Raw genomic sequence first — 24342 nt, forward strand, 5'->3', positions numbered from 1 at the left:
TTTTATTATTTTTCTGCGTTAATTTTTCTTGTTAGAAATAGTTATTTAAATAAAATAAGAGATATAGCAATCATCTGATTACTATATCTCTTTATTTTATTTAAATTCAGCCATTAAAGCTTCAAATTTAGATGGGTCCATTTCAATTGATTCTTTTGCCAATGATTTTGAGTAACCATTTAATTGCTCTGCATAACTTGGTGTTTCAGTATCATGATAAATAATACCAGTTACTAATCCATTATGTTCTACTACAGTGTTTAATGCCTGTTTTTTGTCTTTATTGTCATAACCTTCGATATCGTTTAAAGAAACTAAGTTTTCTTTAAACCAATCGTACGTATTTACTTTATTGTAAGTTACACATGGAGAGAATACATTAACGAATGCAAACCCTTTATGGTTAATCGCCGCTTCAATAATTGCTGTTAATTCTTTAATATCACTTGAGAAACTTTGCGCTACAAATGTTGCCCCTGAAGTGATTGCAAGTTCTAAAGGCGATACATTTTTCTCAATAGAACCTAGTGGTGTTGTTTTTGTCACAAATCCATGTGCTGAACTTGGTGATGTTTGACCTTTTGTTAATCCATAAATCTGGTTATCCATTACGACATATGTTAAATCAATATTACGACGAATGGAGTGGATTGTATGTCCCATACCAATTGCGTATCCATCTCCGTCACCACCTGAAGCGATTACAGTAAGTTCCTGATTTGCCATTTTAACACCTTGTGCCATCGGTAATGCTCGGCCATGAATTGAATGAACACCATATGAATTAATATAACCTGATAAACGACCAGAACATCCAATCCCTGTAATAACTGCTAATTCTTCAGGTTCTAAACCTACGTTAGCACATGCTTTTTGTATTGCAGCCTGTACTGAGAAGTCACCACATCCTGGACACCAGTTTGGTTTCACACTATTTCTAAAATCTTTAAATGTTGCCATTTAGATGCGCTCCTTTACTTCTATTACTTCGTTTATTTTTGCTTCAATTTCTTTCGGTAAGAATGGAGTCCCATCATATTTAGTGAAGTTCGTAATCTTACCTTCATGCATCGTATTCATCTTGATGATGCTTGATAATTGTCCTGCATAGTTATGTTCAGCGACAATGACTTTCTTCGCTTTATTAATAGCATCTTGAACTTCATCTGTCGGGAAAGGATGTAATTGTTTAATGTGCAGATGATTAACCTGGCCATCAATACGTTCAATCGCTTCATCAATTGCACCGTAAGTTGATAAGTAACCAATCACCAAGACATCCGCTTCTGCGTGATTTTCTTTATAATCAACAGGTTCTGATATTTTTAACTGTTCTATTTTACGCATACGTTTTTCCATTTGTTTCGCACGGTTTACCGGGCTTTCAGAAGGTTTACCTTCTTCAGTATGCTCTACACCTGTAACATGATGAATACCGTTTTTAACACCTGGAATCACACGAGGCGATACACCACTTTCAGTTACTTCATATCGTTTGAAGTATGATTTATCTTCACGTGGCTCAACTTCTGTAATCAAGTTACCACGATCAATTTTAATGCGGTTAAAGTCTAAATGAGGCACTGTATGTTTACCCATAGAAAGTTGTAAGTCACTTAATAAAATAACCGGGCACTGATATTGCTCAGCTAAGTTAAATGCTTCTGCTGTTAAGTAGAATGCATCTTCAGCTGTTGTCGGCGCTAATACAATCTTCGGAATATCTCCGTGCGTGCCGTAAATCATCTGCATTAAATCTGATTGCTCTTGTTTCGTAGGTAAACCTGTTGACGGACCACCACGCATTGTGTTGATCACAACGAATGGTTGTTCTGTCATCCCGCTTAAACCGATGGCTTCCATCATTAATGATAAACCTGGACCAGCTGACGCAGTAAATGCTCTTACGCCGCCATAGTTCACGCCAATTGCCATTACAGCCGCTGCGATTTCGTCTTCAGTCTGTATAACTGTTCCCCCTAAATCAGGTAACTTATCAATCATGTATTCCATTATCTCACTTGCAGGTGTGATAGGATATGCTGCCATAAAGCGCGCTCCCCCTGTAATTGCACCTAATGAAATCGCGTCATTACCAATCATGAATAAATGCCCTTCTTCAGTTGACGGATTTAATGTAAACGTATGGAAATCTTCTTGTTCCATTAAATCAAAACCTGCATGTAAAGCCTGTTTATTTAATGCACAAATCTTTTCTCCCTTTTTACCGAATATATCATCAACTAATACCTCAAAGTGTTTAAGGTCTACACCAATTAGACTTGCACTCGCACCAATTGCTACCATGTTCTTCATTAATGCTGTACCAAGTTCTTTTGCAATTTCAGTAAATGCGATCGGGAAGAACTTACCCTCATAATCTTCAGGCTTTTCCGGATCAAACTTGCTATCTGCTAAAATAATGCCTGTTTCATTCATTTCATGATAGTTAACATCAATTGTTTCCTGATCAAATGCCACTAATATATCTAAATCATCGCTGATTGAATGCACTCTAGATGTAGAGACACGAATTTTGTTATTCGTATGTCCACCTTTAATACGACTTGAGAAATGTCTATATCCATATAAATAATAACCTAAACGATTCAGCGCAGTTGAAAACATCTCTCCAGTACTTTCAATACCCTCACCTTGCTGTCCGCCGACTTTCCAAGAAATTTGAGATTTCATAAATACCCTCCTACTTTAATCACTTATTATAATATAACAAAGAACCACTTGTCTTAACATAGACAAGTGGTTCTTCAATAAAAAATCAGTCGAATGGCCGATACGGTTAATCTAATTCAATTTCACCAAAATTATCTTCGTATTGATTGACTACATCATCCAGGATGTCTTTAAGATAAACTGCAAGTTCTGGATTAACAATAAATGCTTCATAATATACATCTTCAAAAGCAGTATCCTGTTCGAATTGTAATAGGAATGCGATTTGACTGAAAGCTACTTCAAAATCATGAATATATAATAATGTTTCGTCTAATGTTTGTATGTCATTATCATGTGTATTATAGAAATCTACATTATATCTATCAATTTCACCTTCAAATTTTTTGTAATCTTTTAGTGGCTCAATAAAAGTCTCAGCAATGACCTTTGCCACAATTCCTGACATAACAAGTTTTCTTTGTTTAACAGTGCCTACTGGTGTAATTTGTTTGAATGTGAGTATAACATTCTTATCAAATAACGTGGCTTCAGCATAGTTATAAAAATCAAGTGAATCGTCTGTATAACTGATTTGATCTCTTTTATTTAAAAATGGTTTATCATTTTTCTTACTAAACATTTTTTCCTCTCCTATTTCAATGGATTATCTTGATTAATTAATACTCTTTCTATCTTCTTCGTTGTCCCATCTGCTTTAAACTCTACAAAAACACCACTTAACACACCTCTTCCTTTTTCCGGGACGACGTGTTTAACAGGCATCGACGTTAAAAAGCGATGGATGACTTCATCTTTATTTATGCCTAAAATACCATCATAATAACCAGTCATACCAACATCAGTGATAAAACCAGTACCTTTATCAAGAATTCGGTTATCACTTGTCTGAATATGTGTATGTGTACCTACAACAACACTTGCACGTCCATCCACATAATATCCAAATGCTCCTTTTTCACTTGTCGTCTCAGCATGAAAATCAACAAAGATATAATCTGTTTCTTTTTTCGCAGTTTCATAAAGTATATCGAACTTTTTAAATGGACAATCAATCTGCTGCATAAATGCACGCCCCTGCAAATTGATAACAGCAATCTTTTTGTCATTAAATTTGATAATCTGCATTCCTTTTCCAGGATTATCATCCGGATAGTTTGCGGGACGTATCATCTTTACATCACTATCTAATAGTTCATAACTATCACGCTGGCCGTACGTATGATTGCCGAGCGTTACGCAGTCTACACCTAAAGTCATCATTTCCTTATATATTTTTTCTGTAATCCCTCGACCATGTGCTGCATTTTCACCATTAACAATCGTTATATTCGGCCCATACTTTTTCTTCAGTTGTGGTAAATATTCTGCTAACATGTCTCTCCCGATAGCTCCTACAACATCACCAATAAATAATAGTCTCATAGCTTCCTCATTCTTTCACTCGTGTTGTTTTCACTCTTAAATAACATATATAACATAAAAATAGTCCTAGAATCAATGTGAGCAATGGATAAAATATAAAAAGATGAAAAAAATAATGACTTAAGTGCTGTTTAGGTAATGTAGTGAAACCAACTAAATTGATTCTGTTATTCCATACGCCATCTAAATCAATCGCATCAAGCGTCGTTTTACCTACTGTATTGTCATCATGACTTTGTAAACCGATATATCGAATATCTTCTTTATGCTGCTGCATTATCATTAATAATGTTTCACCAGTCGCTATTTTCTTTTCAAAGATTAAGGGAGTATTCACATAATGATTATTTAATTGTTGAATCGTTTTAATATTTATATTTACTTTCTTCTTATTTATCAAAATTTCACTCACACGTTTTTTATTGATATTCTCTGTAATCTGTAAAGTCTGATCATCTATCTGATACATTCGAGAATAACTAACGCTTTTTTTCATTAATTTTTTATATTCATCCATATTATGCGCAACTATTTCTTTCCCTTTATCATCAATAAATATATGTTCAACACTAATCATATCCACATTAATATTATCAGCGGCATTGACTTCAGTAATATTCTTATTATCAATCGTTAGTTCCGTTAATAATCTTTCATTGTTTGCACTTTGTCTGTTTGAATGAAGTTTGTAAGCTTCAAGGAGCGGTAATAAAGATAGTAAAATTAATATTGCAGCTATACATAAATAAATCTTTACACGTTTTTCCATCGCTTCACTCCTTATACAATATGTATACCTATAATATTATCACCTGCAAAGGCGAATTGAATAGCTGTATATTTCCCGCAGAAAATCGAAGTTAAAATATGAATATTTCTTTTATTGATGGGTGGTAAATGAATGAAGACCTCTCTTTTATTTTCACTAAGTTCACTTAATTGTTTATTTATTAGATTATCATGATGATTTTTAATCACTTCACTCTTTTGGTTTGCATCAAAAAAATATTTATTGATGATATCATTATTTTGCTCCATTTTACTTTGTAATGTTGTATCGCTATCATTATCCGTAACTTGTTGTAACTTCGACTTTATATCTGGTTGCTCATATAACTTAAGTAAATCATGCAGAGGATGGTTAATGGATTTTAAAGCATTCTTTTGCGCTTTAATCGATGTCTCCTTCATCCTGGAAAAAGCAGTGTATCCTTCATAAGAGCAATAAGATTCAAAGTGATCAGACAAATCTGTTAAATCGATATTCATTTGAATACTTATACCAATATCATTTGGTAATGCATCAAAAAATAATGCATATAATGGTAATATGGTTTGTGTAATCTCTTCTTTATAATATGTATCCATCAACCTCATCTTCCTCTCTAGCATATGAATAATTTAATTATAATATATTTCCATTATAGATACTATTTACCTTAAGCAAAGAAAAACAACGCTTAAAACCATTCGGCTATAAGCGTTGTTTAAATTGTTATTATTATTTCGCGTATTCAATCGCACGCATTTCTCTGACGACTGTCACTTTAATATGACCAGGATATTGTAATTCTTCTTCAATCTGATTTTTAATATCTCTCGCGATACGATGTGCTTTTAAATCATCGACATCTTCTGGTGAAACGATAATTCTAATCTCGCGCCCAGCTTGAATCGCAAATGATTTTTCAACGCCATCATAACTTTCAGAGATTTGTTCCAATCGTTCAAGACGTCTTACATAATTCTCTAATGTTTCTCGTCTTGCTCCAGGTCTTGCTGCGCTTAACGCATCAGCTGCTGCGACAAGTACTGAGATAACACTATTCGGTTCAATATCCCCATGATGTGAGTGAATTGCATTAATTACTGTAGGATGTTCACGATATTTCTTCGCTAAATCCACACCAATTTCAACATGTGATCCTTCAACTTCATGGTCAATCGCTTTACCGATATCATGTAATAATCCTGCACGTTTTGCTAAAGTAATATCTTCACCAAGTTCAGCTGCAAGCATTCCTGATAAATGTGCTACTTCAATAGAATGTTTCAGCACATTTTGTCCATAACTCGTACGGAACTTCATGCGTCCTAAAATCTTCACTAAGTCTGGATGTAAATTATGTATACCAAGTTCAAAAGTCGCTGCTTCCCCAGCTTCACGAATAATTTCGTCAACAGATTTACGCGCTTTTTCAACCATCTCTTCAATACGTCCAGGGTGAATTCTTCCATCTGAAACTAAAGCTTCTAATGCTGTTTTAGCAATTTCGCGTCTAATTGGGTCGAATCCAGATAAAATGACCGCTTCAGGTGTATCATCAATGATTAAATCAATACCTGTTAACGTTTCTAATGTACGAATATTTCGACCTTCACGACCGATAATTCTACCTTTCATTTCATCATTTGGAAGGTTAATTACTGATACAGTTGATTCTGAAGTATGTTCTGCTGCTAAACGTTGAACTGTAGTTGCAAGTACCATTTTTGCTTTTTTATCAACCAGCATTTTTGCTTCTTGTTCTTTTTCTTTCACCATAACAGCAATGTCATGTGTTAATTCATCTTCAACTTGATCAATGATTTCCTGTTTTGCTTCTTCTTGCGTCAGTCCGGAGATGCGTGTTAATTCTTGTTCATGTTTTACTATAATGTCTTGGACACTTTGCTCTAACGCATCTACATGTTGTTGTTTTTCTTCAATTTTAGATTCTTTTTGTTCTAAAAGTTCATCCTTTTTATCTAAAAGTTCACTTTTACGATCTAAGTTTTCTTCTTTTTGAAGTAGTCTTGCTTCTTGTCTTGCAAGGTCTGAACGACGTTCTTTATACTCTGCTTCTAAACGATCACTTCTTACTTGATTCTCTTCTTTAGCTTCAAGTAATTTTTCCTTTTTAAGACTTTCAGCTTCTTTGTTTGCTTCACTAATAATATGTTCAGCAGTTGTACGCGCTTGATTTTGCTGATTAGTTAAGCTGTTTTTTGCTAATACATACCCTACACCAACACCTAGAATTATTCCAAGCAAAATGTATAAGAGGGTTAATAGTTCCACATAAACACCTCCTTATTTGCTTTTTTTCATCTAGTACACATAAGACTTTAGTACAGAAATAAAATACCACTTATTTCATATACAAATTAATTGTACGTTTAATAAGTTAAGCGTGTCAAGATAAGTAGAAAATAATTTAACGTATATTTAATTAATTGTTGAAATATTACAAAAATCCGAATAACATGTTATTTTGTTTCATAACATATTATTCGGATTCGAAATATTATACTAATTCATCATCAAACAAATCATCTGCTGGGGGTGCTTCCGTAGTTTCAGTTTTAACTGCATCTTTATCTTCACCGATGCCCATCGCTTTACGAATCTTCATATCAATTTCGTCACGAACTTCCGGATTTTCACGTAAGTATGTTTTAATGTTCTCACGTCCCTGTCCAATACGTTCACCTTCATACGAATACCATGCGCCTGATTTTTGTAGAACTTCATACTCTGCACCTAAATCAACCATTTCACCTTCGCGAGAAATACCTTGACCATACATAATATCCACTTCTGCAACTTTAAATGGTGGTGCTACTTTATTTTTAACAACTTTAATCTTAGTACGGTTACCTACAATATCCTGACCTTGCTTTAACTGTTCTGCACGACGTACTTCTAAACGTACTGAAGAGTAGAATTTTAGTGCACGACCACCTGGTGTTGTCTCAGGATTTCCAAACATAACACCGATTTTTTCACGCACTTGGTTTATGAATATTGCAATCGTATTTGATTTAGAGACTGCACCTGAAAGTTTACGTAATGCCTGAGACATTAAACGCGCCTGAAGACCCATATGAGAATCTCCCATTTCCCCTTCAATCTCAGCTTTAGGCGTTAATGCAGCGACTGAATCGACTACGATAATATCGACAGCACCACTACGTACAAATGCTTCTGCGATTTCTAAACCTTGTTCACCGTGATCAGGTTGTGATAAATAAAGATTATCAATATCTACACCTAGTTTTTGTGCATAAACGGGATCAAGTGCATGCTCTGCATCGATAAATGCTGCAATACCACCTTGTTTCTGTACTTCAGCAATCGCATGTAAAGCAACTGTTGTTTTACCAGAACTCTCTGGTCCATATATTTCGATAATACGTCCTTTAGGATATCCGCCTATCCCTAAAGCATTATCCAGTGTAATCGATCCAGAAGAAACTGCTGACACATTGCGTGTAGCATTTTCTCCTAGTTTCATTACCGCACCTTTACCAAAAGATTTTTCCATATTCTTAATTACTGTATCTAAAGCTTGTTGACGTTCACTCATATATTCGAGTCCTCCTATAATTACAATCGTTGTTTGTTGTTTTATGTTACTCATTTGCTACTAATATTATCACTTACATTTATAACACTATTTCAAATATTTATATCGTAACTTCATTACTCACTACAAGTAATACTATACTGATTATTTATTAATTTAGCAAGCAAAAAGCGAACGCATGTTTGTATTTTTTTTATAATTCCCTTAAAAATGGGAACAAACACTATAATTTCTGGGATTATCCTTAATTATTTTTGAATAAAGTAAAATTTTAGAAAAAAAGAGCTAAGATAGACTTAGCCCTTAATATTATTTAGAATTTTTAAAGACGTTTCTGCCATGATAAAAATATTCAATACCAGACAAAATAGTGAAAAATACAGCGATATACATCAATGGATTACCCAGCTTGAAACCAATCATCTGATTGAATGGCTCATTAAGCAATAATAAAGTCATTGCTAACATCGTTACTGCAGTCTTAATCTTTCCTAATTGGCCTGCAGCAGAAACAAACCCCTGCTCGATTTGTAATAAACGTAAACCAGTAACTGCAAATTCTCTTGCAATAATCACAATGGCCATCCAGGATGGAATTAATCCAAGTTCTACTAAAGCAATCAATCCACTTGATACAAGTAGCTTGTCAGCTAACGGATCTAAAAATTTCCCCATATTCGTTACAAGCTGCCATTTTCTTGCTAAATAGCCGTCAATCCAGTCTGTCAGTGATGCGAAGATAAAAATACATGCTGCAATAAATTGTTCAATACGCATTGTGTCACTACCTAAAAAGCTCATTTTCCCCATATTAAAATCTGCTAGTAAAAACACTAGAAATACAGGTATAAGCAAAACGCGCGCAACTGTAATTTGATTTGGTATATTCATGATTAACTTCCTTTACTTATTAGTTTAAATCAATTTTTTATTGTAAAACTTTAAAGAAATATGTTCTTGTAATTAAATTATCTGCTTCTTTTGGTACAGATACCTTCTTATCGTTAATGTATACTTCCATCGAAGTTGAGTTCCCTGATATTAACGTGATACTTTTAACTTTTTCATCGATTTCAAATGTTTCTTTCTTCATTTCTTTATATGCATAATTTTTCTTTTTATCATCATAGATTTGTACCCATGTTGGTATTTTAGAATCTATCCTAAGCTTTAACGGTTCTGTTGATTCTACTTCATATGCTAAGTTTGCACCATCAAAGTTTTTATAGGTTAATTTAGTCGACGCTTCTACTTTAGCATTATCTTTTTCTTTTTGTTTATCACTTGTTGATTGTTCTGTTTTAGATGCAACAGGTTTTTCTTCTGTCTTTTTTTCAACTTTAACATTACGGCTCTTATTGATATCTTCTGCCTGCCACTCACTATTTTTATCAATGAAGATAAACTGTGAAAAGATAAGCCAAATTAAAAACATCATAAGAATAATCCCTAACAGCCATGCTAATAATTTTTGAACACTATGATCTGTACTTTGTGTTGTTTGAGTACTTTTAATCTGTTTGCTTGCTTCTTTAGCACTTAATTTTCTAGTTGGTAATTCATTTTGATGTTCGTTCAATAGATTTTCAGCATTTAAATTAACTGCTTTTGCATATTTCTCTATAAACCCTCGTGTATAGTCAGGATTGGGCAAACGATCAAATTCATTTTTCTCAATCATTTCTATGTATTTCTTTTGTATCTTCACTTTTTTCTCTAAATCTATTAACGTCATACCTAACGATTCACGTTTTGAACGTAATATTTGTCCGATTGGTTTCATAATTGCCCCCTTTACGGCTTAAAAGAACGCAAATTCGTCATTATCAAATAAACTGTTCTTTGATAACTTTTCGTACGTAATTTCCTGATCTTCTGTTTCACGTAATTCTATAATGTAATCAAAATCTTCTAATGTGTAATCTGTTTTCTGTACAAATAAATCTGGATGCTCTATAACTTTTGTTGTTGGTAATGACATAACTTCTCTTACAAGATTAAGATGTTCAGCGTTCTGTTTGATTGTCAAAGCACCATCTATAATGAATATATGTTTATCGTCATATTCGCCCTTATACAATTTATTACGAACGGTTTGTTTAATCATCGTAGAAGAAATAAATAACCACTTCTTATGTGCACAAACACTTGCAGCTACAACAGATTCTGTTTTTCCTACACGTGGCATCCCTCGCACTCCAATCACCTGGTTACCATCCTGCTTAAATAACTCAGCCATTAAATCTACAAGGATACCTAAATCTTTACGCACAAATTTAAAGGTATGCTTATTTTTATTATCTCTTTCAATATGCTGTCCATGTCGTACTGCCAAACGATCCTGTAATAATGGTTTACGTAATTTAATAATTTCAATATCTTCTAACTGACTGATAATATTTTCAAAACGCGTTACTTTTTCAAGATCATCCGTTTTAATTAACAATCCACGGACACCTTGGTCAACACCATTGATTGTAATGATACTGATTCCGAGTACGCCAAGTAAACTTGAAACATCTCCAAGTAAACCAGCTCTGTTAATCTTAATTTCATATTCAAGATACCATTCTTTCGTTTCATGAAGTGCTGTCATTAACAAACCCCCTATATATACCAACCACCATTCACGCTTTGTACTGTACCCGTAATAGATTGTGATAAATCATCTAGTAAATACAATACAGCATGACTAATTTCTTTCGGTGAAATGAGCCTTTGTTGTGGTAATTGTGATAATAATAATTGTATATCTTCTTCATCTAATTGTAATGTCATTTTACCATTAACTACACCGGGTGTTACAACATTTGCTGTAATGTTTGTTTGTATAAGTTCTTTCGCAATAGATTTAATAAATCCAATTTGTGCTGCTTTCATACCACTATAGATGGATTCCGTTGCACTGCCTGTTTCTCCCCAAATCGAGCTGATTACAACAATGCGACCATGATCATTACTTTGCATGCCACTCAATACAAATTGAGTTAACTTTACAAGATTTGAAAAGTGAATATGATATTGAGCATCCATAGCTTCTGTTGTCACCTCTTGTATAGGTGCATAATAAGCAGTTCCTGCTGCATATATCATACCATCCAGGTAACTTGTCATCCAATTCTGTAATGGATTTTCATAAAGCGGTTTACTTAGATCAAATTGAACAAAACTTATTGCTTCATTTTGAAATTCATTTTGTAAAGCAGTAATGTCCGTATTATTATAATGCGCAATGACTTCATGTCCTTTCAGTAACAAATCATGTGTTATTTGTTTGCCTATATCACCACTTGCTCCAATAACGAGATATTTACCCATTGCGCTTCACAATTCTACTATCCGTAATATGAGCATTATTTAATGTACTTTTATAAGTTTCAATGCACTCAGCTAATGTCAGTTGTTCTAAAAGTGGCAGAATATCGAATAATATAACATCATTGAAGAAATATCGTGTAAACTGATTCGCAATATATTCAGGGCTATTCATGCTTGAAACATATTCACCGATGGTTTGACGGACAATTAAATCAAAGGCTTTTTGGTCGTTTAATAAGTCAAAGTTATATAATTGACTGATTATACGTTGTTTTAATCTTTCAGCATCGCGAGTGGCACCCGCTATAAACATATGTGAGAAAGTTGGCTCTATCGTAAAATTAAATCCGAAAGAATCATCTATTAATTGATCTTTCAACAGTGACTGATAAAAATCTGTTTGTTCTCCAAAAAGCATATCTAAAGCAAATAGTATCTTGAGTTCAGTTAATATTAAGTTATCTGTACTTTTAAAATTATCTGTTTTAATACCAAGCATTAATTTATCCATCTGCACATTATCAATCGACTTAACCTCATTAACTGCTACACTTTCAGGTTCTTCAAAAGGTAATATATTGACTGGCTGAAATGTATTAAATGGTTTGATAATACTGTTAATATAGTCGGTCATTTCAATTGGCTCAACATTTCCTACAATAAACATCACCATATTCTTTGGATGATAGAATGTATTATAGCAGTCATATAAAGTTTGATCAGTAATCTCATTGATACTTTCAACTGTACCTGCAATATCAACACGTACTGGATGTGTATGATACATTGCTTTTAAAGTCTGATAATACAGGCGATAATTAGGCTGATCCTGATACATTTTAATTTCTTCAGCAATGATACCTACTTCTTTTTCTACACTTTCTTTTGTAAAATATGGTGTTTGTAGCATATCTACTAATAATTTAATATTTTCTTTTAATGATTCAACAGTAGTAAATAAATAACTTGTTCGGTCATATGAAGTGAATGCATTGGCAGAACTACCATATTTTGAGAATGCGTTAAACATATCCCCATCTTCTTTCTCAAACATTTTATGTTCAAGAAAATGTGCAATACCTTTTGGCATATGTACTTTCGTTCCATCTTGTCTAACAAAATCATTATGTATAGAACCATACTTTGTTGTCATTGTGACATACGATTTCTGAAACCCTTTTTTTGGAATAATAAATAGCTGCATGCCATTATCTAAAACTGTTTCAAATAATGTTTCATCTATTGCTTTATAATAAGTTTGTTTCATTCTGTTCCCTCGCTTGTTAAACAATACACAGTATGTAAAGCCCCTGTGTGTGCAACATCTATAATATCTTTTTTCGTTATTGCCTGTATACCTTTTATCCATTCACCTTCATCGACGTGTGCGCCAAACGTATTAGAAAACTCAATTTCTACAAAGCCTTTCGGTCGATCCATAGATTCTTTCTTCTGATTAATAATCATACGTTTCGCCGTATTCAATAGTTCATTATCGAAGTCACCTTGTCTAATCTTTTCAAATTCATCATTGATCGTGTCAATCGCCTGCTGACGTTTATCCTGGTTAACACCAGAGAGTACATATAACATACCGCTTCTTGCATCAATCTGGCTATGTATTTGATAAGCTAAACTTAATTTTTCTCGAACATTTGTAAATAATAGGCTTGATGGATCACCACCAAATATTTGATTAAGTAAAATAAAAGCATAGTAGCTTTTCTCGGGATGTTTAACATTTAGCTTATAGCCCATATTTATACGTGCTTGTTTCGTCTCAATGTGTTCAACAACTGTCTGAGGTGTATGAATATCCTTTAAATTTACCGGTTTTAGATCAATTTTGTTTTCGGGTAAATCCAGGTATTCTTTTGCTAGTTTAGCAACTCTCGATTCATCTACATCTCCAACGATATAAAGGTGTGCTTCATCATCCATTAACATAGATTTATATGCTTGATAAACTTCTTCGCCTGTAACAAGCTCTAAATTTTGTATATCTCCAAAACTTGGATTACGCATCGACTCATCTTCAAACATTGTTTTTAATAACTGATAAAAACCATATTGGCCTAAATTCTCTTTTATAGCATCATACTTATTTTTAAATAGATGTTTTTCAGTAGCTAATAAATCTTCACGAAATGATTCGTCTTCTACATTAGGTGCATATATGACCTCGTATAATAATTGAAATGCTTTTTCTAATAAGTCTTCATCATTCAGATATTTATCATTAATAATATCGATACCTACTGTTAATACATGGGCATTGTTTTGTTTTATAACATGACTATAGAGATGTGCACCATATAAATATGCAAGATGATTTATCATTGCCTGTTCGTCAGCATATTTTGCAGTTGTCTTTTGAATAAGTTTAGATAAAATTGCTCTCCTGCTCATCGTTTCAATATCAAGCGGCGCTTTAAATTTTAGCACGATAGACACTGTTTTAAATTTGTCTGTGTTCAATAAATTAATTGTCATAGAATACTCCTAACTTTTCTTTGTATAACGAATTGTACCTGACTCGATTTAAAATAATTCAATGAATATAATACGGGTTCATCTTGAGCATTAAAATGAATTTGTTTAAATAATAATAGGCTTTCTTCTGGTGTGCATTGCAACGCATTAGAAATATATGGTTCATATGCAATTGATTCAATTTCACTTTCAGCATACACAATTTTAAGTCCATCGGTACGATCCATAATTTCTAATAATGAATGGGTTAATATATCGTGTCCACCGTTTAAGGGTGCTGCAACAATCTTATCTAAGCAATATACGATCGGCTCATTATTTGCCGTTCTGATACGTTCGATAACTGTAATGTCGCGCTCATCCACGATATTTAATATGCGTTTATCATCAATAGAAGGTTGTTCAATATCATGACTTATCATCAATGTGCCTGCCGATTGTCCTCCCTCTTCTATCATACTCGTTATACTTTTGAGTTCATCAATTGGATAGAAAAATATTGGTTTGGACTTAATATAATAACCTTCCTGAAAATGTTCTGAAATAATTTGTTCTGTCACTAATTCATGAAAGGCTAGTTCAATATCATCTCTCGAACGATCAATCATGCGAGATATTTCGTATTGCGATGGTAAAGGTCGATGCAATTCAAATTTCCCTGAATTTATCTGTTCTAAAATCCAATCTTTAATAAAGACGACATCTCTATTTACAGACATGTACTCCACCTCATTCTACAATTTCATTGTTTTCAATTAATACCGTTCTAGGTTTACTTCCTGTACTTGGTCCTATAACACCATTTGCTTCTAGCTCATCAATTAGCCTTGCAGCTCTATTATAACCAATTCTAAATTGTCGTTGTAATAGACTTGCTGATGCTTTTTGTTTTTCAACGACAAATTGATAAGCTTCCAGATAAAGTTCATCTTCAGATTCACCTTTTTGAGTAAGTTCTTCTGTTGGTTCCAGTGACTTAATATAGTTTGCTGATTGTTGTTTACAGACGAAGTTTACTACATCTTCAACTTCTTTATCAGAAAGAAATGCGCCCTGAATACGTTTAGGTTTTGATTCGCCATAGGGCAGGTATAACATATCACCTTTACCAAGTAGTTTTTCAGCACCCTGCATATCTAAAATCGTTCTAGAATCAACTGCTGAACTAACGCTAAATGCAATACGAGAAGGAATATTCGCTTTTATCAGACCTGTAATGACATCAACAGATGGTCTTTGTGTGGCAATAATTAAATGAATGCCAGCTGCACGTGCCATTTGTGCGATACGCATAATTGCTGCTTCAACATCTTTACTTGCGACCATCATTAAATCTGCAAGCTCATCAACGATTACAACGATATAGGGTAGTTCTGCATTTTTCTCTCCAAGTTCTGCATTCTGACGTCGTAAATATTGATTATATCCTTTTATATTACGTGTTCCTGTATGACTAAAAAGATCATAACGTCTTTCCATTTCGCCTACAATTTTCTGTAAAGCTTGAGCAGCCTTCTGTGGATTTGTTACGACTGGCGTTAATAGATGAGGGATACCATTATAAACATTTAATTCCACCATTTTAGGATCAATCATCATTAATTTCACTTCATGTGGTTTAGCATGCATCAAAATACTTGTGATAATGCCATTAATACATACAGACTTACCACTACCTGTTGCTCCTGCAACAAGTAAATGAGGCATTTTATCAAGTTCTGCAGTAATTGCTTCACCACTGATATCTCGACCGAGTACAACTTTCAACTTATTTTCTTCAACAGGTGAAGCTTCAATCACTTCTCTTAACGTGACCATTGAAGTAGAACTATTCGGTACTTCAATACCTACTGCAGATTTACCCGGTATCGGTGCTTCTATTCTTATATCTTTTGCGGCAAGCGCTAAAGCAATATCATTATGAAGATTCACAATACGACTAACCTTTACACCCATCGCTGGTTGCACTTCATATTGTGTTACAGCTGGACCTATTCTGATCTGTGATACTTTAGCATTCACACCAAAATTCTTCAATGTTGTTTCCAGTAATTGACCACGCTTTTTTACTGCCTGCATATTTGATTTTGCTTTGTCAGTTGCCGGAGAAAGTAATGTTATAGGAGGTAGATCATAATCTTCGTTCTCCATTTCACTTGTTTCACTTTGTTCAGTGGCATCAGTTTGTGTTGAAAATTCATCTTGACTCGTATCAAAAGTTTCAGATTCAGAATTACTATTTTGACGTACTGCTTCAACATGTTCCTGATCATTTTGAAGTGCTACTGCCTGATTGCCGTCATATATTGGTATTTCGTCTTCAGGATAGTCCTCAGATTCAACTTCAATTGCAGTAATTTCTGGCAAATCAGAAACATCTTTGACCGTTTGTTCCATTTTTCTTTGTTTTCTTTGTTCTAATTGAACTTTTGCCTGCCTTGAAAGATCTTTCGTTTTATCAACTTGATAAAGCAGAAATTTCTGCGCTGTATTACGTATAGATCGTCCTAATATCAAAACGATACTTAAAATAATCATAATTATAGATAATATGAAAGCGCCAAATACACTTAATAGCGTGGAAAAGACTGAATCAAATAGAAAACCAATTAAACCGCCTCCGAAAAAATGAAGACCCGACTTAGACTGTAATTCAAAGATTTTATCAAAAACAGGTGTAACTGATTTTCCATGTAAAAAATGCTGGATCACCTGCATAAAAGATGGAGTACTAATTAATAACAATAACCAGCCGTTAACACGACGATTGATAGGAATCCATTTATTATTTACAGCATAATAAATTGTTATGAGTATGAGTAAAATATATGCATAAAAACGAGCTGAACCGAAAATATATGTCATTACACTGTCTATGCCTACACCTAATAATCCAAAATGAAAAACACCTAAAAACAGCATCGCAATGAACAAAATAGAAATAATAAAACGATATGGTTCATTACTTTTGTTTTTATTTGTTTTTTTCTTTCTGGTCGTTTTCTTCTTCACTGCCATTCATTTCACCTGCTTCATATAAACAAATAAACAAGCTAAAGTTAGCTTGTTCATTTGTTTATTATCTTTAAATTTCTGAGATAACCGGAATGATCATAGGGCGACGTTTCGTATTTTCATATAAAAATTTACCTAATTTATCACGCATTTCCTGCTTAATATCAGACCATTCAATACGATTTTGCATTAAGCCTAGCTCAACAATTTCACGTACTTTTTCTTCAGCTTCACGCATTAAATCTTCACTTTCGCGTACATAAACAAAGCCACGTGACTGAATCTGTGGTCCAGCTACGATACGTCTATTTTTAGGGTCAAGTGTTACAACAGCGATGAAAATACCATCTTCACTTAATAAACGTCTATCACGTAAAACGATATTACCTACATCGCCAACACCAATACCATCTATCAGAACATTTCCTGCTGGTACTTTCTCATTGGCTATCATACGTTCTCCGTCATAATTGATGACATCACCTTTTTCAAGTAAGAAAATATGTTCCGGTAGCACACCCGCTTCAGCAGCAAGTTTTGCATGCGCAATCTGCATTTTAAATTCACCTTGTACCGGTACGAAGTATGTCGGTTTCATTAAGTTCAGCATTAATTTTAGCTCTTCCATACATCCATGTCCTGAAGCATGAATCTTCTTATTCGTTGGAATCACTTTTGCACCTGCTTTAACAAGGTGATTAATTGTTGATCCGAGAATAACTTCCATATTTGAAGATGGCGTCGTTGTAATAAACACTGTATCGCCTTCTTCAATATTTAAAATGTTGTGTTTTTGTAAAGCCATCTGAGCTAATCCTTCAATCGGTTCACCTTGAGAGCCAGTAGAAATGATGATCAGTTCATTTTTCGGATATTTCTCAACATCTTTTATTGGTATTAATAGTTGTTCTTTAATATCAAAATATCCTAATTTACGTGCAATATTAAATGATGATTCTAAAGATTTACCTAAGAATGAAACTTTACGGTTTAATCGCGCTGCAGCATTTAGGACTTGTTGAATACGTATGAAGTTTGATGCATAACAAGATACGATAATACGTCCTTGTGCTTTAGCAAATTCATCAACGATGTGACTTTCAATAACATTTTCCGGTGTATTGTAACCAGGTTTCTCTGCTTCAGTAGAATCACTGATTAACATTAACACACCTTTATTTCCAATTTGCCCTATCTTTGTAATGTCAGGAGCATAGCTACCAGTCATACTTTGATCAAATTTAAATTCACCAGTATATACAACAGCGCCTTGTGACGTATGTATCACAATACCAAGTGCATCCGGAATACTATGCGTTGTACTAAAGAATGACACATTCACATTTTTAAAACGCATAATTGAATTGTTATTTACTGTATAGTATTTAATTTTCTTTGTTACTTTTGCTTCACGCATCTGATCTTTAACTAGTGCGATTGTTAAACGTGAACCGTAAATTGGTGCATCTACTCGATCAATAATATAACGCAACGCACCAATTGCATCTTGATGTCCATGACTCAAAAAGATACCTTTTAACTTATCTTTATTCTCAATAACATAATTAATATCCGGAATTACGACATCAATCCCTAACATCTCATCTTCAGGAAACATTAACCCTGCATCCAGCATAAACATTTCATCGTCAACTTCTACGATATACATGTTCTTTGCAATTTCACCGACACCGCCTAAAGGTATCATTCTTATATGTTGATTTTCTTTTTTAACTAAGTTCAAAATATTTCCTCCTAAATTCATTCGCCCGTACAATTCATACTTCTTTATTATAAGCTATTTGCAGATTAATTAACAATAAAAAAAAGCGAACAGAATATTCTGCTCGCAATTAATTATTTTTGTAATTCCATCTTAAAATCCCCACCAGCTACAGTGTAGTGTGTCAATTTTAAATCCTTTGAATGGTAACGGTCTGTTTCACCTTTGAAAAGAACCACTTCTACAGGCTCGTTTGTCGCTTCAATTTGTTTGAATAATAAACCGACATCACCATTCGCAGTTGAAATTTTTAATAGTTCTTCATCTACCGAAAAGCGACCATCTGTTTCAAATTCCTGACCATTCACGTGAATTTTGTCAAATACCATTACTTTTCATCTCCTTGTATACGTTTACATTTTTATTATACCGTTAAATTTATTACTTGCCAATCATTGCGGTAGTAAATGATATGACGCACTCGTAGATTTAAATATTTGAAGACCCTTGTTTACTTGTTCTAATGTTACAGCACTGATTTGAGCTTCAATTGAAGCAATATCGATGATTTTGTCATAGAGCAGCATACTTTTCCCCATATGTTCTAAAATTGCACCATCATAATCAAGATTCATATGAAGATTAGTAATTAAATATTGTTTAGTTTTATCTAAAATTTCCTGTTCAATACCGTTAACAAGTGTTGCATGGATTTCATCAATAATCGATAAACATTTCTGTACATTCTCATTATCCGTCGCAAAATAAGTGTAAAGTACGCCACCAGAGTAATAACTATCTACCGAAGAATATAAACTATAGCATAATCCCTCTTCTTCTCGTAGCTTTCTAAACAACAAACTTGTCATTGATCCACCATATAAATTATTGATAATTTCAAACACGGGTTGGGCAACATCGCGATACCCAACAGCCGGATGTGCTAATATGACATGGGCTTGTTCGAGTCCAGCTTTAAAATGGGTTAATGTGCAGGGATTCATATTAAATGGATGAACATTTTGCTTTTCAGTTGGTTGCCCTTCTATTTGAAAGGATTCAGATAAATGTTCAATATCGTTCCCTACATATGACAGGATCATGTTATCCGGCTGGTAGAAAGCTTGATAGAAACGCTTCAAATCATCTTGCGTAATCGCTTTTACGGATGATTCAGTTCCTAAGATTGGCGTGTTATAAGGCGTATCTTTATATAAAATTGTTTCAAAACGTTCAAATGCATTTTCTTCATCATCATCTTCTATCATTTTTATTTCTTCAAGGATAACAAGACGTTCTTTTTCAAGTTCTTCTTCATCAAATGTTGCATAAAACAACATTTCCTTTAGTATATCAATCGCTTTTTGTTCAAAACGTTTTAACGTTTTAATTGAATAGCATGTATATGTTTTCGTAGTATAGGCATTAACCTCACCACCAATTGCATCAATCGATTCAGCCAACAATTTAAAAGGATAACGTTCTGTTCCTTTAAATAGCATGTGTTCTATGAAATGCGCGATACCATTTGGATAATTCGTCTCATCAGCAGTACCTACTTTAATATACATCGCAATATGGACGATTTGCATCGAAGTATTATGATGTACAACTTTCAGTTGATTTTCTAATATTTTTTGTTCCAAATATAACCCTCAATTTCTAAAAATATGAGACTAACGCAAAAGCGGTAGTCTCATAATTGCTTATTTTTCTTCTTTTTTACTTTCTTCTTCAAGTAAAACTTTACGAGATGCGTTCACACGACCTTGTTTATCAATTTCAGTTACTTTTACTAAGAACTGATCACCCATCTTAATCACATCTTCAACTTTATTGACACGTTCTTTTGCAAGTTGTGAAATATGAACAAGTGCATCTTTACCCGGGAAGATTTCAACGAAAGCACCGAATTTTTCAATACGTTTCACTGTTGACATATAAATTTCGCCAACTTTAGCTTCACGCACGATATTTTCAATTAATTCCTGTGCTTTCGCGATCATTGCCTCATCACTTGATCCGATAAATACTGTACCGTCCTGTTCAATATCTAATTTAACACCAGTTGCATCAATGATTTCATTGATTTTCTTACCACCTGGTCCAATAACATCTCGTATTTTATCTGGATTGATATGGATGATTTTAATTTTCGGTGCATATGGGCTCAGTGAAGCTCTTGGTTCACTAATTGTAGATAACATATGCTCCATAATATGCAGACGACCGATACGTGCTTGTTCTAAAGCTTCACGTAAAATATCTTCAGATAATCCATCGATTTTAATATCCATCTGGATAGCAGTAATACCTTTAGATGTACCTGCCACCTTAAAGTCCATATCTCCTAATGCATCTTCCATACCTTGAATATCCGATAAAATGGTATAATGTTCATCTTTTTTTACAAGTCCCATAGCAATACCAGCTACTGGCGCTTTAATCGGAACACCAGCATCCATTAATGCTAAAGTAGAGCCACAGATAGATGCTTGTGAACTTGAGCCATTTGATTCTAACACTTCTGAAACAACACGAATCGTATATGGGAATTCTTTCTCATCAGGAATCACTTGTAATAATGCGCGCTCACCTAATGCACCATGTCCTATTTCACGACGACCAGGTGCACGCACTGGACCTGTTTCACCAACTGAGAAATTAGGGAAGTTATAGTGATGCATATAGCGTTTTTCTTCTTCCACACCTAAACCATCGATAATTTGATGTTCACCTAGTGCACCTAAAGTAGCAATAGATAAAGCTTGAGTTTGTCCTCGTGTAAACAACCCAGAACCGTGTGCTCTTGGTAATAAACCAACTTCAGAAGCTAATGGTCTGATTTCATCAGGACGACGACCATCTGGACGTACTTTATCTTCTGTAATTTGACGACGCACTTCAGCTTTAACTAACGCATCAAACGTTTTATTAACGATTGCGATAACTTCTTCGCCTTGTTCCTGGAAGTTTTCAACAATTTGTACTTTAATCGCAGTAATACGTTCTTCACGTTCTTGCTTTTCCTGTGTTTGAATAGCTGCTGCTAAATTTAATGCTTCAGCTTGCTTTGTTACAGCTTCTTCAACTTCAGTATTAGTTTCTATAGGAACAAATTCTTTTTTAACCGGGTTCAATTCAGCGATGATTTCTTTTTGGAAAGTCACTAACTTTTTAATTTCATCATGTCCAAACATAATAGCTTCTAACATTTTTTCTTCGGTTACTTCTTTAGCACCTGCTTCTACCATGTTCACCGCATCAAAATGTCCAGCAACTTGTAAATCAAGTACGGATTGTTCACGCTCTTCAACATTCGGATTAATAATAAATTTATCATCAATTAAACCAACATTTACACCAGCAATCGGTCCTTCAAAAGGAATATCAGAAACTGAAAGTGCCATAGAAGACCCAATCATTGCTGCCATTTCTGGTGAGTTGTTTGGATCAACACTCATTACAATCGAAATAACCTGAACATCGTTTCTATAACCTTTTGGAAATAACGGACGAATTGGTCTGTCAATTAAACGAGATGTTAACGTTGCATCTTCACCAGGACGACCTTCTCGTTTATTAAAGCCTCCTGGAATTTTTCCTGCAGCGTATAATTTTTCTTCGTAATTTACCATTAATGGGAAGAAATCCACATCTCGTGGTTCTTTACTTGCAGTTGCAGTTGATAATACGACTGTATCACCATATCGTACAAGTACTGCACCATTCGCTTGTTTTGCAAGTTGACCTGTTTCGATTGTTAATGGACGGCCAGCCCATTCAGTTGTAAACACTTTTTTCTCTTGAGACATTCATATCTTCCTCTCTTAGCTCTTAGCATATATCTTTAATCATACCACGACAGTGGTTATATTGTCACAAATTGCATAAAAAAAAGAGCACAAATTCATTTGTGCTCTTTACATTAAAAATTAACGACGTAAACCTAATGATTTAATTAATTCACGGTAACGTTGAACATCGTTTTCACGTAAGTAAGTTAATAAGTTTTTACGACGACCTACCATTTTTAATAGTCCACGACGAGAATGGTGATCTTTTTTATGCGTACGTAAATGCTCGTTTAAAGCATTGATTTCAGCAGTTAAAACTGCGATTTGTACTTCTGGAGATCCAGTGTCAGTGTCGTGTACACGGTATTGTGCGATGATTTCATTTTTACGTTCTTGAGTAATAGCCATTATTAGTAGCCTCCTATAATTTAATTTACACCATAACCCGAGTATGAGTCGGAGTGTCTCAATACCAAGGAAAGGTACTTGATTAGTATATCATGTTTCCAAAAAGTTTCAAGTTATAAATTTGCTAAAATTTCAATTGCCGTTTGTTTGTCCTGATTGATTTGGTTGATCAATGCATCAATACCATCAAACTTTTGTTCTGGACGAATAAAGTCATGCCACTCAACTTCAACACGTTCACCGTAAATAGATTCATTGAAATCAAAGATGTTCACTTCAATCGAAACTTGGGATTTTTCAGGATCGTGGAATGTCGGTTTAACACCGATATTACAAACACCCTGATATGTTATTCCTGTTGATTCGCGTTTTAAAGTAACTGCGTATACCCCAAGTCTTGGTAGTACAAATTCTTCATTTGGCATAACGTTTGCAGTGGGGAAACCAATAGTGCGTCCACGTTTCTCGCCTTGAACGACCAGGCCAGTAATTTTATATGCTCTACCAAGTTGGGCATTAGCATGTTTGATTGCACCTGTTTGTAAATCTTCACGAATTTGTGTAGTTGAAATTTTTTCGTTGTCAATTGCAAGTTTCGGTACAGCGGTCACTTCAAAGCCATCTTTGTCTGCATCAAGTTTGAGCATATTACCTTTACCGAATTTTCCATAAGTGAAATCAAAACCTGCAATAACGTGTTTCACTTTGTTACGGGTAAAATAATCCTGAATAAAGGTACGTTCTTCCATTTGTGCAAAAGACGAAGTAAACGGTACGATAAATAAATAATCGATACCCATTTTCTCTAAAATATTTTTCTTTTCCTGTAATGGCGTTAAATAATCAGTACGCTTTTTTTCTGGATTCAATACTACGGATGGATGTGGATCGAATGTCATGACTGCTTTTTTCAAGCCTTTTTGCTCTGCAATTTTTATCATTTCATTGATCACTGATTGATGCCCTAAATGTAAGCCATCAAAAAAACCGATAGCTAAAGCTAATTCCGGATGATTATAATGCGATTCTATTGGGTGGTTCATTTCTATTGTTATCATCATATACCTCTGAATTTATTTTTCTTTAGTGTATCATTTTTTGTATTCGTTCGTGTGTGTAT

The 24342-nt window shown here is 34.1% G+C and carries 22 protein-coding genes; all 22 read right to left on the reverse strand.

From position 1 onward, the window contains the following. Positions 1–96 precede the first annotated feature (96 nt). Complete coding sequence (locus BFS35_RS03575) at positions 97–960, reverse strand: 2-oxoacid:ferredoxin oxidoreductase subunit beta (protein ID WP_099577775.1); 864 nt, start codon at positions 958–960, stop codon at positions 97–99. After that, entirely contained in the window at positions 961–2694 is a 1734-nt protein-coding gene (locus BFS35_RS03580) for a 2-oxoacid:acceptor oxidoreductase subunit alpha (protein ID WP_099577773.1), read from the reverse strand. 106 nt (positions 2695–2800) lie between these two features. Then, on the reverse strand, positions 2801–3316 hold the full coding sequence (locus tag BFS35_RS03585; RefSeq protein WP_099577771.1) for a hypothetical protein: 516 nt from the start codon (positions 3314–3316) through the stop codon (positions 2801–2803). Between the two features lie 11 nt (positions 3317–3327). After that, on the reverse strand, positions 3328–4119 hold the full coding sequence (locus tag BFS35_RS03590) for a TIGR00282 family metallophosphoesterase (RefSeq protein ID WP_099577769.1): 792 nt from the start codon (positions 4117–4119) through the stop codon (positions 3328–3330). A 7-nt stretch (positions 4120–4126) separates the two neighbouring features. Then, positions 4127–4888 carry a hypothetical protein gene (locus BFS35_RS03595; protein WP_099577767.1) on the reverse strand — a complete coding sequence of 254 codons (762 nt, stop codon included), beginning with the start codon at positions 4886–4888 and terminating at the stop codon, positions 4127–4129. 11 nt (positions 4889–4899) lie between these two features. Continuing rightward, a complete protein-coding gene (locus tag BFS35_RS03600) occupies positions 4900–5487 on the reverse strand; it encodes a hypothetical protein (protein WP_099577766.1) in 588 nt (195 codons plus the stop codon). Between the two features lie 133 nt (positions 5488–5620). Beyond that, a complete protein-coding gene (rny, locus tag BFS35_RS03605; protein ID WP_099577764.1) occupies positions 5621–7180 on the reverse strand; it encodes a ribonuclease Y in 1560 nt (519 codons plus the stop codon). Between the two features lie 226 nt (positions 7181–7406). Then, complete coding sequence (gene recA, locus BFS35_RS03610) at positions 7407–8468, reverse strand: recombinase RecA (RefSeq protein ID WP_099577762.1); 1062 nt, start codon at positions 8466–8468, stop codon at positions 7407–7409. 309 nt (positions 8469–8777) lie between these two features. Further along, positions 8778–9359, reverse strand: coding sequence for a CDP-diacylglycerol--glycerol-3-phosphate 3-phosphatidyltransferase (pgsA, locus tag BFS35_RS03615; RefSeq protein ID WP_099577760.1), 582 nt, complete (start codon positions 9357–9359; stop codon positions 8778–8780). A 37-nt stretch (positions 9360–9396) separates the two neighbouring features. Beyond that, positions 9397–10251, reverse strand: a complete 855-nt coding sequence (locus BFS35_RS03620) for a helix-turn-helix domain-containing protein (RefSeq protein WP_099577758.1) — start codon at positions 10249–10251, stop codon at positions 9397–9399. Positions 10252–10269: 18 nt separating this feature from the next. Continuing rightward, on the reverse strand, positions 10270–11064 hold the full coding sequence (locus BFS35_RS03625; protein WP_099577757.1) for a DUF3388 domain-containing protein: 795 nt from the start codon (positions 11062–11064) through the stop codon (positions 10270–10272). A gap of 11 nt (positions 11065–11075) precedes the next feature. Then, positions 11076–11786, reverse strand: coding sequence for an elongation factor P 5-aminopentanone reductase (ymfI, locus tag BFS35_RS03630; protein WP_099577755.1), 711 nt, complete (start codon positions 11784–11786; stop codon positions 11076–11078). After that, positions 11779–13053: an EF-P 5-aminopentanol modification-associated protein YfmH gene (yfmH, locus tag BFS35_RS03635; protein WP_158554247.1), complete on the reverse strand. Its 1275-nt coding sequence runs from the start codon at positions 13051–13053 to the stop codon at positions 11779–11781. The genes ymfI and yfmH overlap by 8 nt, the downstream gene beginning before the upstream one ends. Beyond that, on the reverse strand, positions 13050–14279 hold the full coding sequence (gene yfmF, locus BFS35_RS03640; RefSeq protein WP_099577751.1) for an EF-P 5-aminopentanol modification-associated protein YfmF: 1230 nt from the start codon (positions 14277–14279) through the stop codon (positions 13050–13052). The genes yfmH and yfmF overlap by 4 nt, the downstream gene beginning before the upstream one ends. Beyond that, positions 14276–14998, reverse strand: a complete 723-nt coding sequence (locus BFS35_RS03645; RefSeq protein ID WP_099577749.1) for a GntR family transcriptional regulator — start codon at positions 14996–14998, stop codon at positions 14276–14278. The genes yfmF and BFS35_RS03645 overlap by 4 nt, the downstream gene beginning before the upstream one ends. 10 nt (positions 14999–15008) lie before the next feature. Further along, positions 15009–17297 carry a DNA translocase FtsK gene (locus tag BFS35_RS03650; protein WP_099577747.1) on the reverse strand — a complete coding sequence of 763 codons (2289 nt, stop codon included), beginning with the start codon at positions 17295–17297 and terminating at the stop codon, positions 15009–15011. Between the two features lie 67 nt (positions 17298–17364). Next, positions 17365–19038 carry a ribonuclease J2 gene (gene rnjB, locus BFS35_RS03655; protein ID WP_099577746.1) on the reverse strand — a complete coding sequence of 558 codons (1674 nt, stop codon included), beginning with the start codon at positions 19036–19038 and terminating at the stop codon, positions 17365–17367. A gap of 113 nt (positions 19039–19151) precedes the next feature. Next, positions 19152–19406, reverse strand: coding sequence for a hypothetical protein (locus BFS35_RS03660; RefSeq protein ID WP_099577744.1), 255 nt, complete (start codon positions 19404–19406; stop codon positions 19152–19154). A gap of 63 nt (positions 19407–19469) precedes the next feature. Next, positions 19470–20663, reverse strand: a complete 1194-nt coding sequence (locus BFS35_RS03665; protein WP_099577742.1) for a M16 family metallopeptidase — start codon at positions 20661–20663, stop codon at positions 19470–19472. Positions 20664–20723: 60 nt separating this feature from the next. Then, the gene (gene pnp, locus BFS35_RS03670; RefSeq protein ID WP_099577740.1) at positions 20724–22832 is read right to left on the reverse strand and encodes a polyribonucleotide nucleotidyltransferase; all 2109 of its coding nucleotides are present in this window, start codon (positions 22830–22832) and stop codon (positions 20724–20726) included. A 120-nt stretch (positions 22833–22952) separates the two neighbouring features. After that, positions 22953–23222 (reverse strand): 30S ribosomal protein S15, encoded by a 270-nt coding sequence (rpsO, locus tag BFS35_RS03675; protein ID WP_099577738.1) that lies wholly within the window; start codon positions 23220–23222, stop codon positions 22953–22955. Between the two features lie 113 nt (positions 23223–23335). After that, a complete protein-coding gene (locus BFS35_RS03680; protein WP_099577736.1) occupies positions 23336–24280 on the reverse strand; it encodes a bifunctional riboflavin kinase/FAD synthetase in 945 nt (314 codons plus the stop codon). Positions 24281–24342 lie beyond the last annotated feature (62 nt).

Source organism: Macrococcoides goetzii (assembly GCF_002742385.2).
Lineage (GTDB): Bacteria > Bacillota > Bacilli > Staphylococcales > Staphylococcaceae > Macrococcoides > Macrococcoides goetzii.

Bases quoted from the DNA above. Each gene is read 5' to 3' on its own strand.
- BFS35_RS03575 (WP_099577775.1), bottom strand. From the start codon at position 960: ATGGCAACATTTAAAGATTTTAGAAATAGTGTGAAACCAAACTGGTGT.
- BFS35_RS03580 (WP_099577773.1), bottom strand. From the start codon at position 2,694: ATGAAATCTCAAATTTCTTGGAAAGTCGGCGGACAGCAAGGTGAGGGT.
- BFS35_RS03585 (WP_099577771.1), bottom strand. From the start codon at position 3,316: ATGTTTAGTAAGAAAAATGATAAACCATTTTTAAATAAAAGAGATCAA.
- BFS35_RS03590 (WP_099577769.1), bottom strand. From the start codon at position 4,119: ATGAGACTATTATTTATTGGTGATGTTGTAGGAGCTATCGGGAGAGAC.
- BFS35_RS03595 (WP_099577767.1), bottom strand. From the start codon at position 4,888: ATGGAAAAACGTGTAAAGATTTATTTATGTATAGCTGCAATATTAATT.
- BFS35_RS03600 (WP_099577766.1), bottom strand. From the start codon at position 5,487: ATGGATACATATTATAAAGAAGAGATTACACAAACCATATTACCATTA.
- recA (WP_099577762.1), bottom strand. From the start codon at position 8,468: ATGAGTGAACGTCAACAAGCTTTAGATACAGTAATTAAGAATATGGAA.
- pgsA (WP_099577760.1), bottom strand. From the start codon at position 9,359: ATGAATATACCAAATCAAATTACAGTTGCGCGCGTTTTGCTTATACCT.
- BFS35_RS03620 (WP_099577758.1), bottom strand. From the start codon at position 10,251: ATGAAACCAATCGGACAAATATTACGTTCAAAACGTGAATCGTTAGGT.
- BFS35_RS03625 (WP_099577757.1), bottom strand. From the start codon at position 11,064: ATGACAGCACTTCATGAAACGAAAGAATGGTATCTTGAATATGAAATT.
- ymfI (WP_099577755.1), bottom strand. From the start codon at position 11,786: ATGGGTAAATATCTCGTTATTGGAGCAAGTGGTGATATAGGCAAACAA.
- yfmH (WP_158554247.1), bottom strand. From the start codon at position 13,053: ATGAAACAAACTTATTATAAAGCAATAGATGAAACATTATTTGAAACA.
- yfmF (WP_099577751.1), bottom strand. From the start codon at position 14,279: ATGACAATTAATTTATTGAACACAGACAAATTTAAAACAGTGTCTATC.
- BFS35_RS03645 (WP_099577749.1), bottom strand. From the start codon at position 14,998: ATGTCTGTAAATAGAGATGTCGTCTTTATTAAAGATTGGATTTTAGAA.
- BFS35_RS03650 (WP_099577747.1), bottom strand. From the start codon at position 17,297: ATGGCAGTGAAGAAGAAAACGACCAGAAAGAAAAAAACAAATAAAAAC.
- BFS35_RS03660 (WP_099577744.1), bottom strand. From the start codon at position 19,406: ATGGTATTTGACAAAATTCACGTGAATGGTCAGGAATTTGAAACAGAT.
- pnp (WP_099577740.1), bottom strand. From the start codon at position 22,832: ATGTCTCAAGAGAAAAAAGTGTTTACAACTGAATGGGCTGGCCGTCCA.
- rpsO (WP_099577738.1), bottom strand. From the start codon at position 23,222: ATGGCTATTACTCAAGAACGTAAAAATGAAATCATCGCACAATACCGT.
- BFS35_RS03680 (WP_099577736.1), bottom strand. From the start codon at position 24,280: ATGATAACAATAGAAATGAACCACCCAATAGAATCGCATTATAATCAT.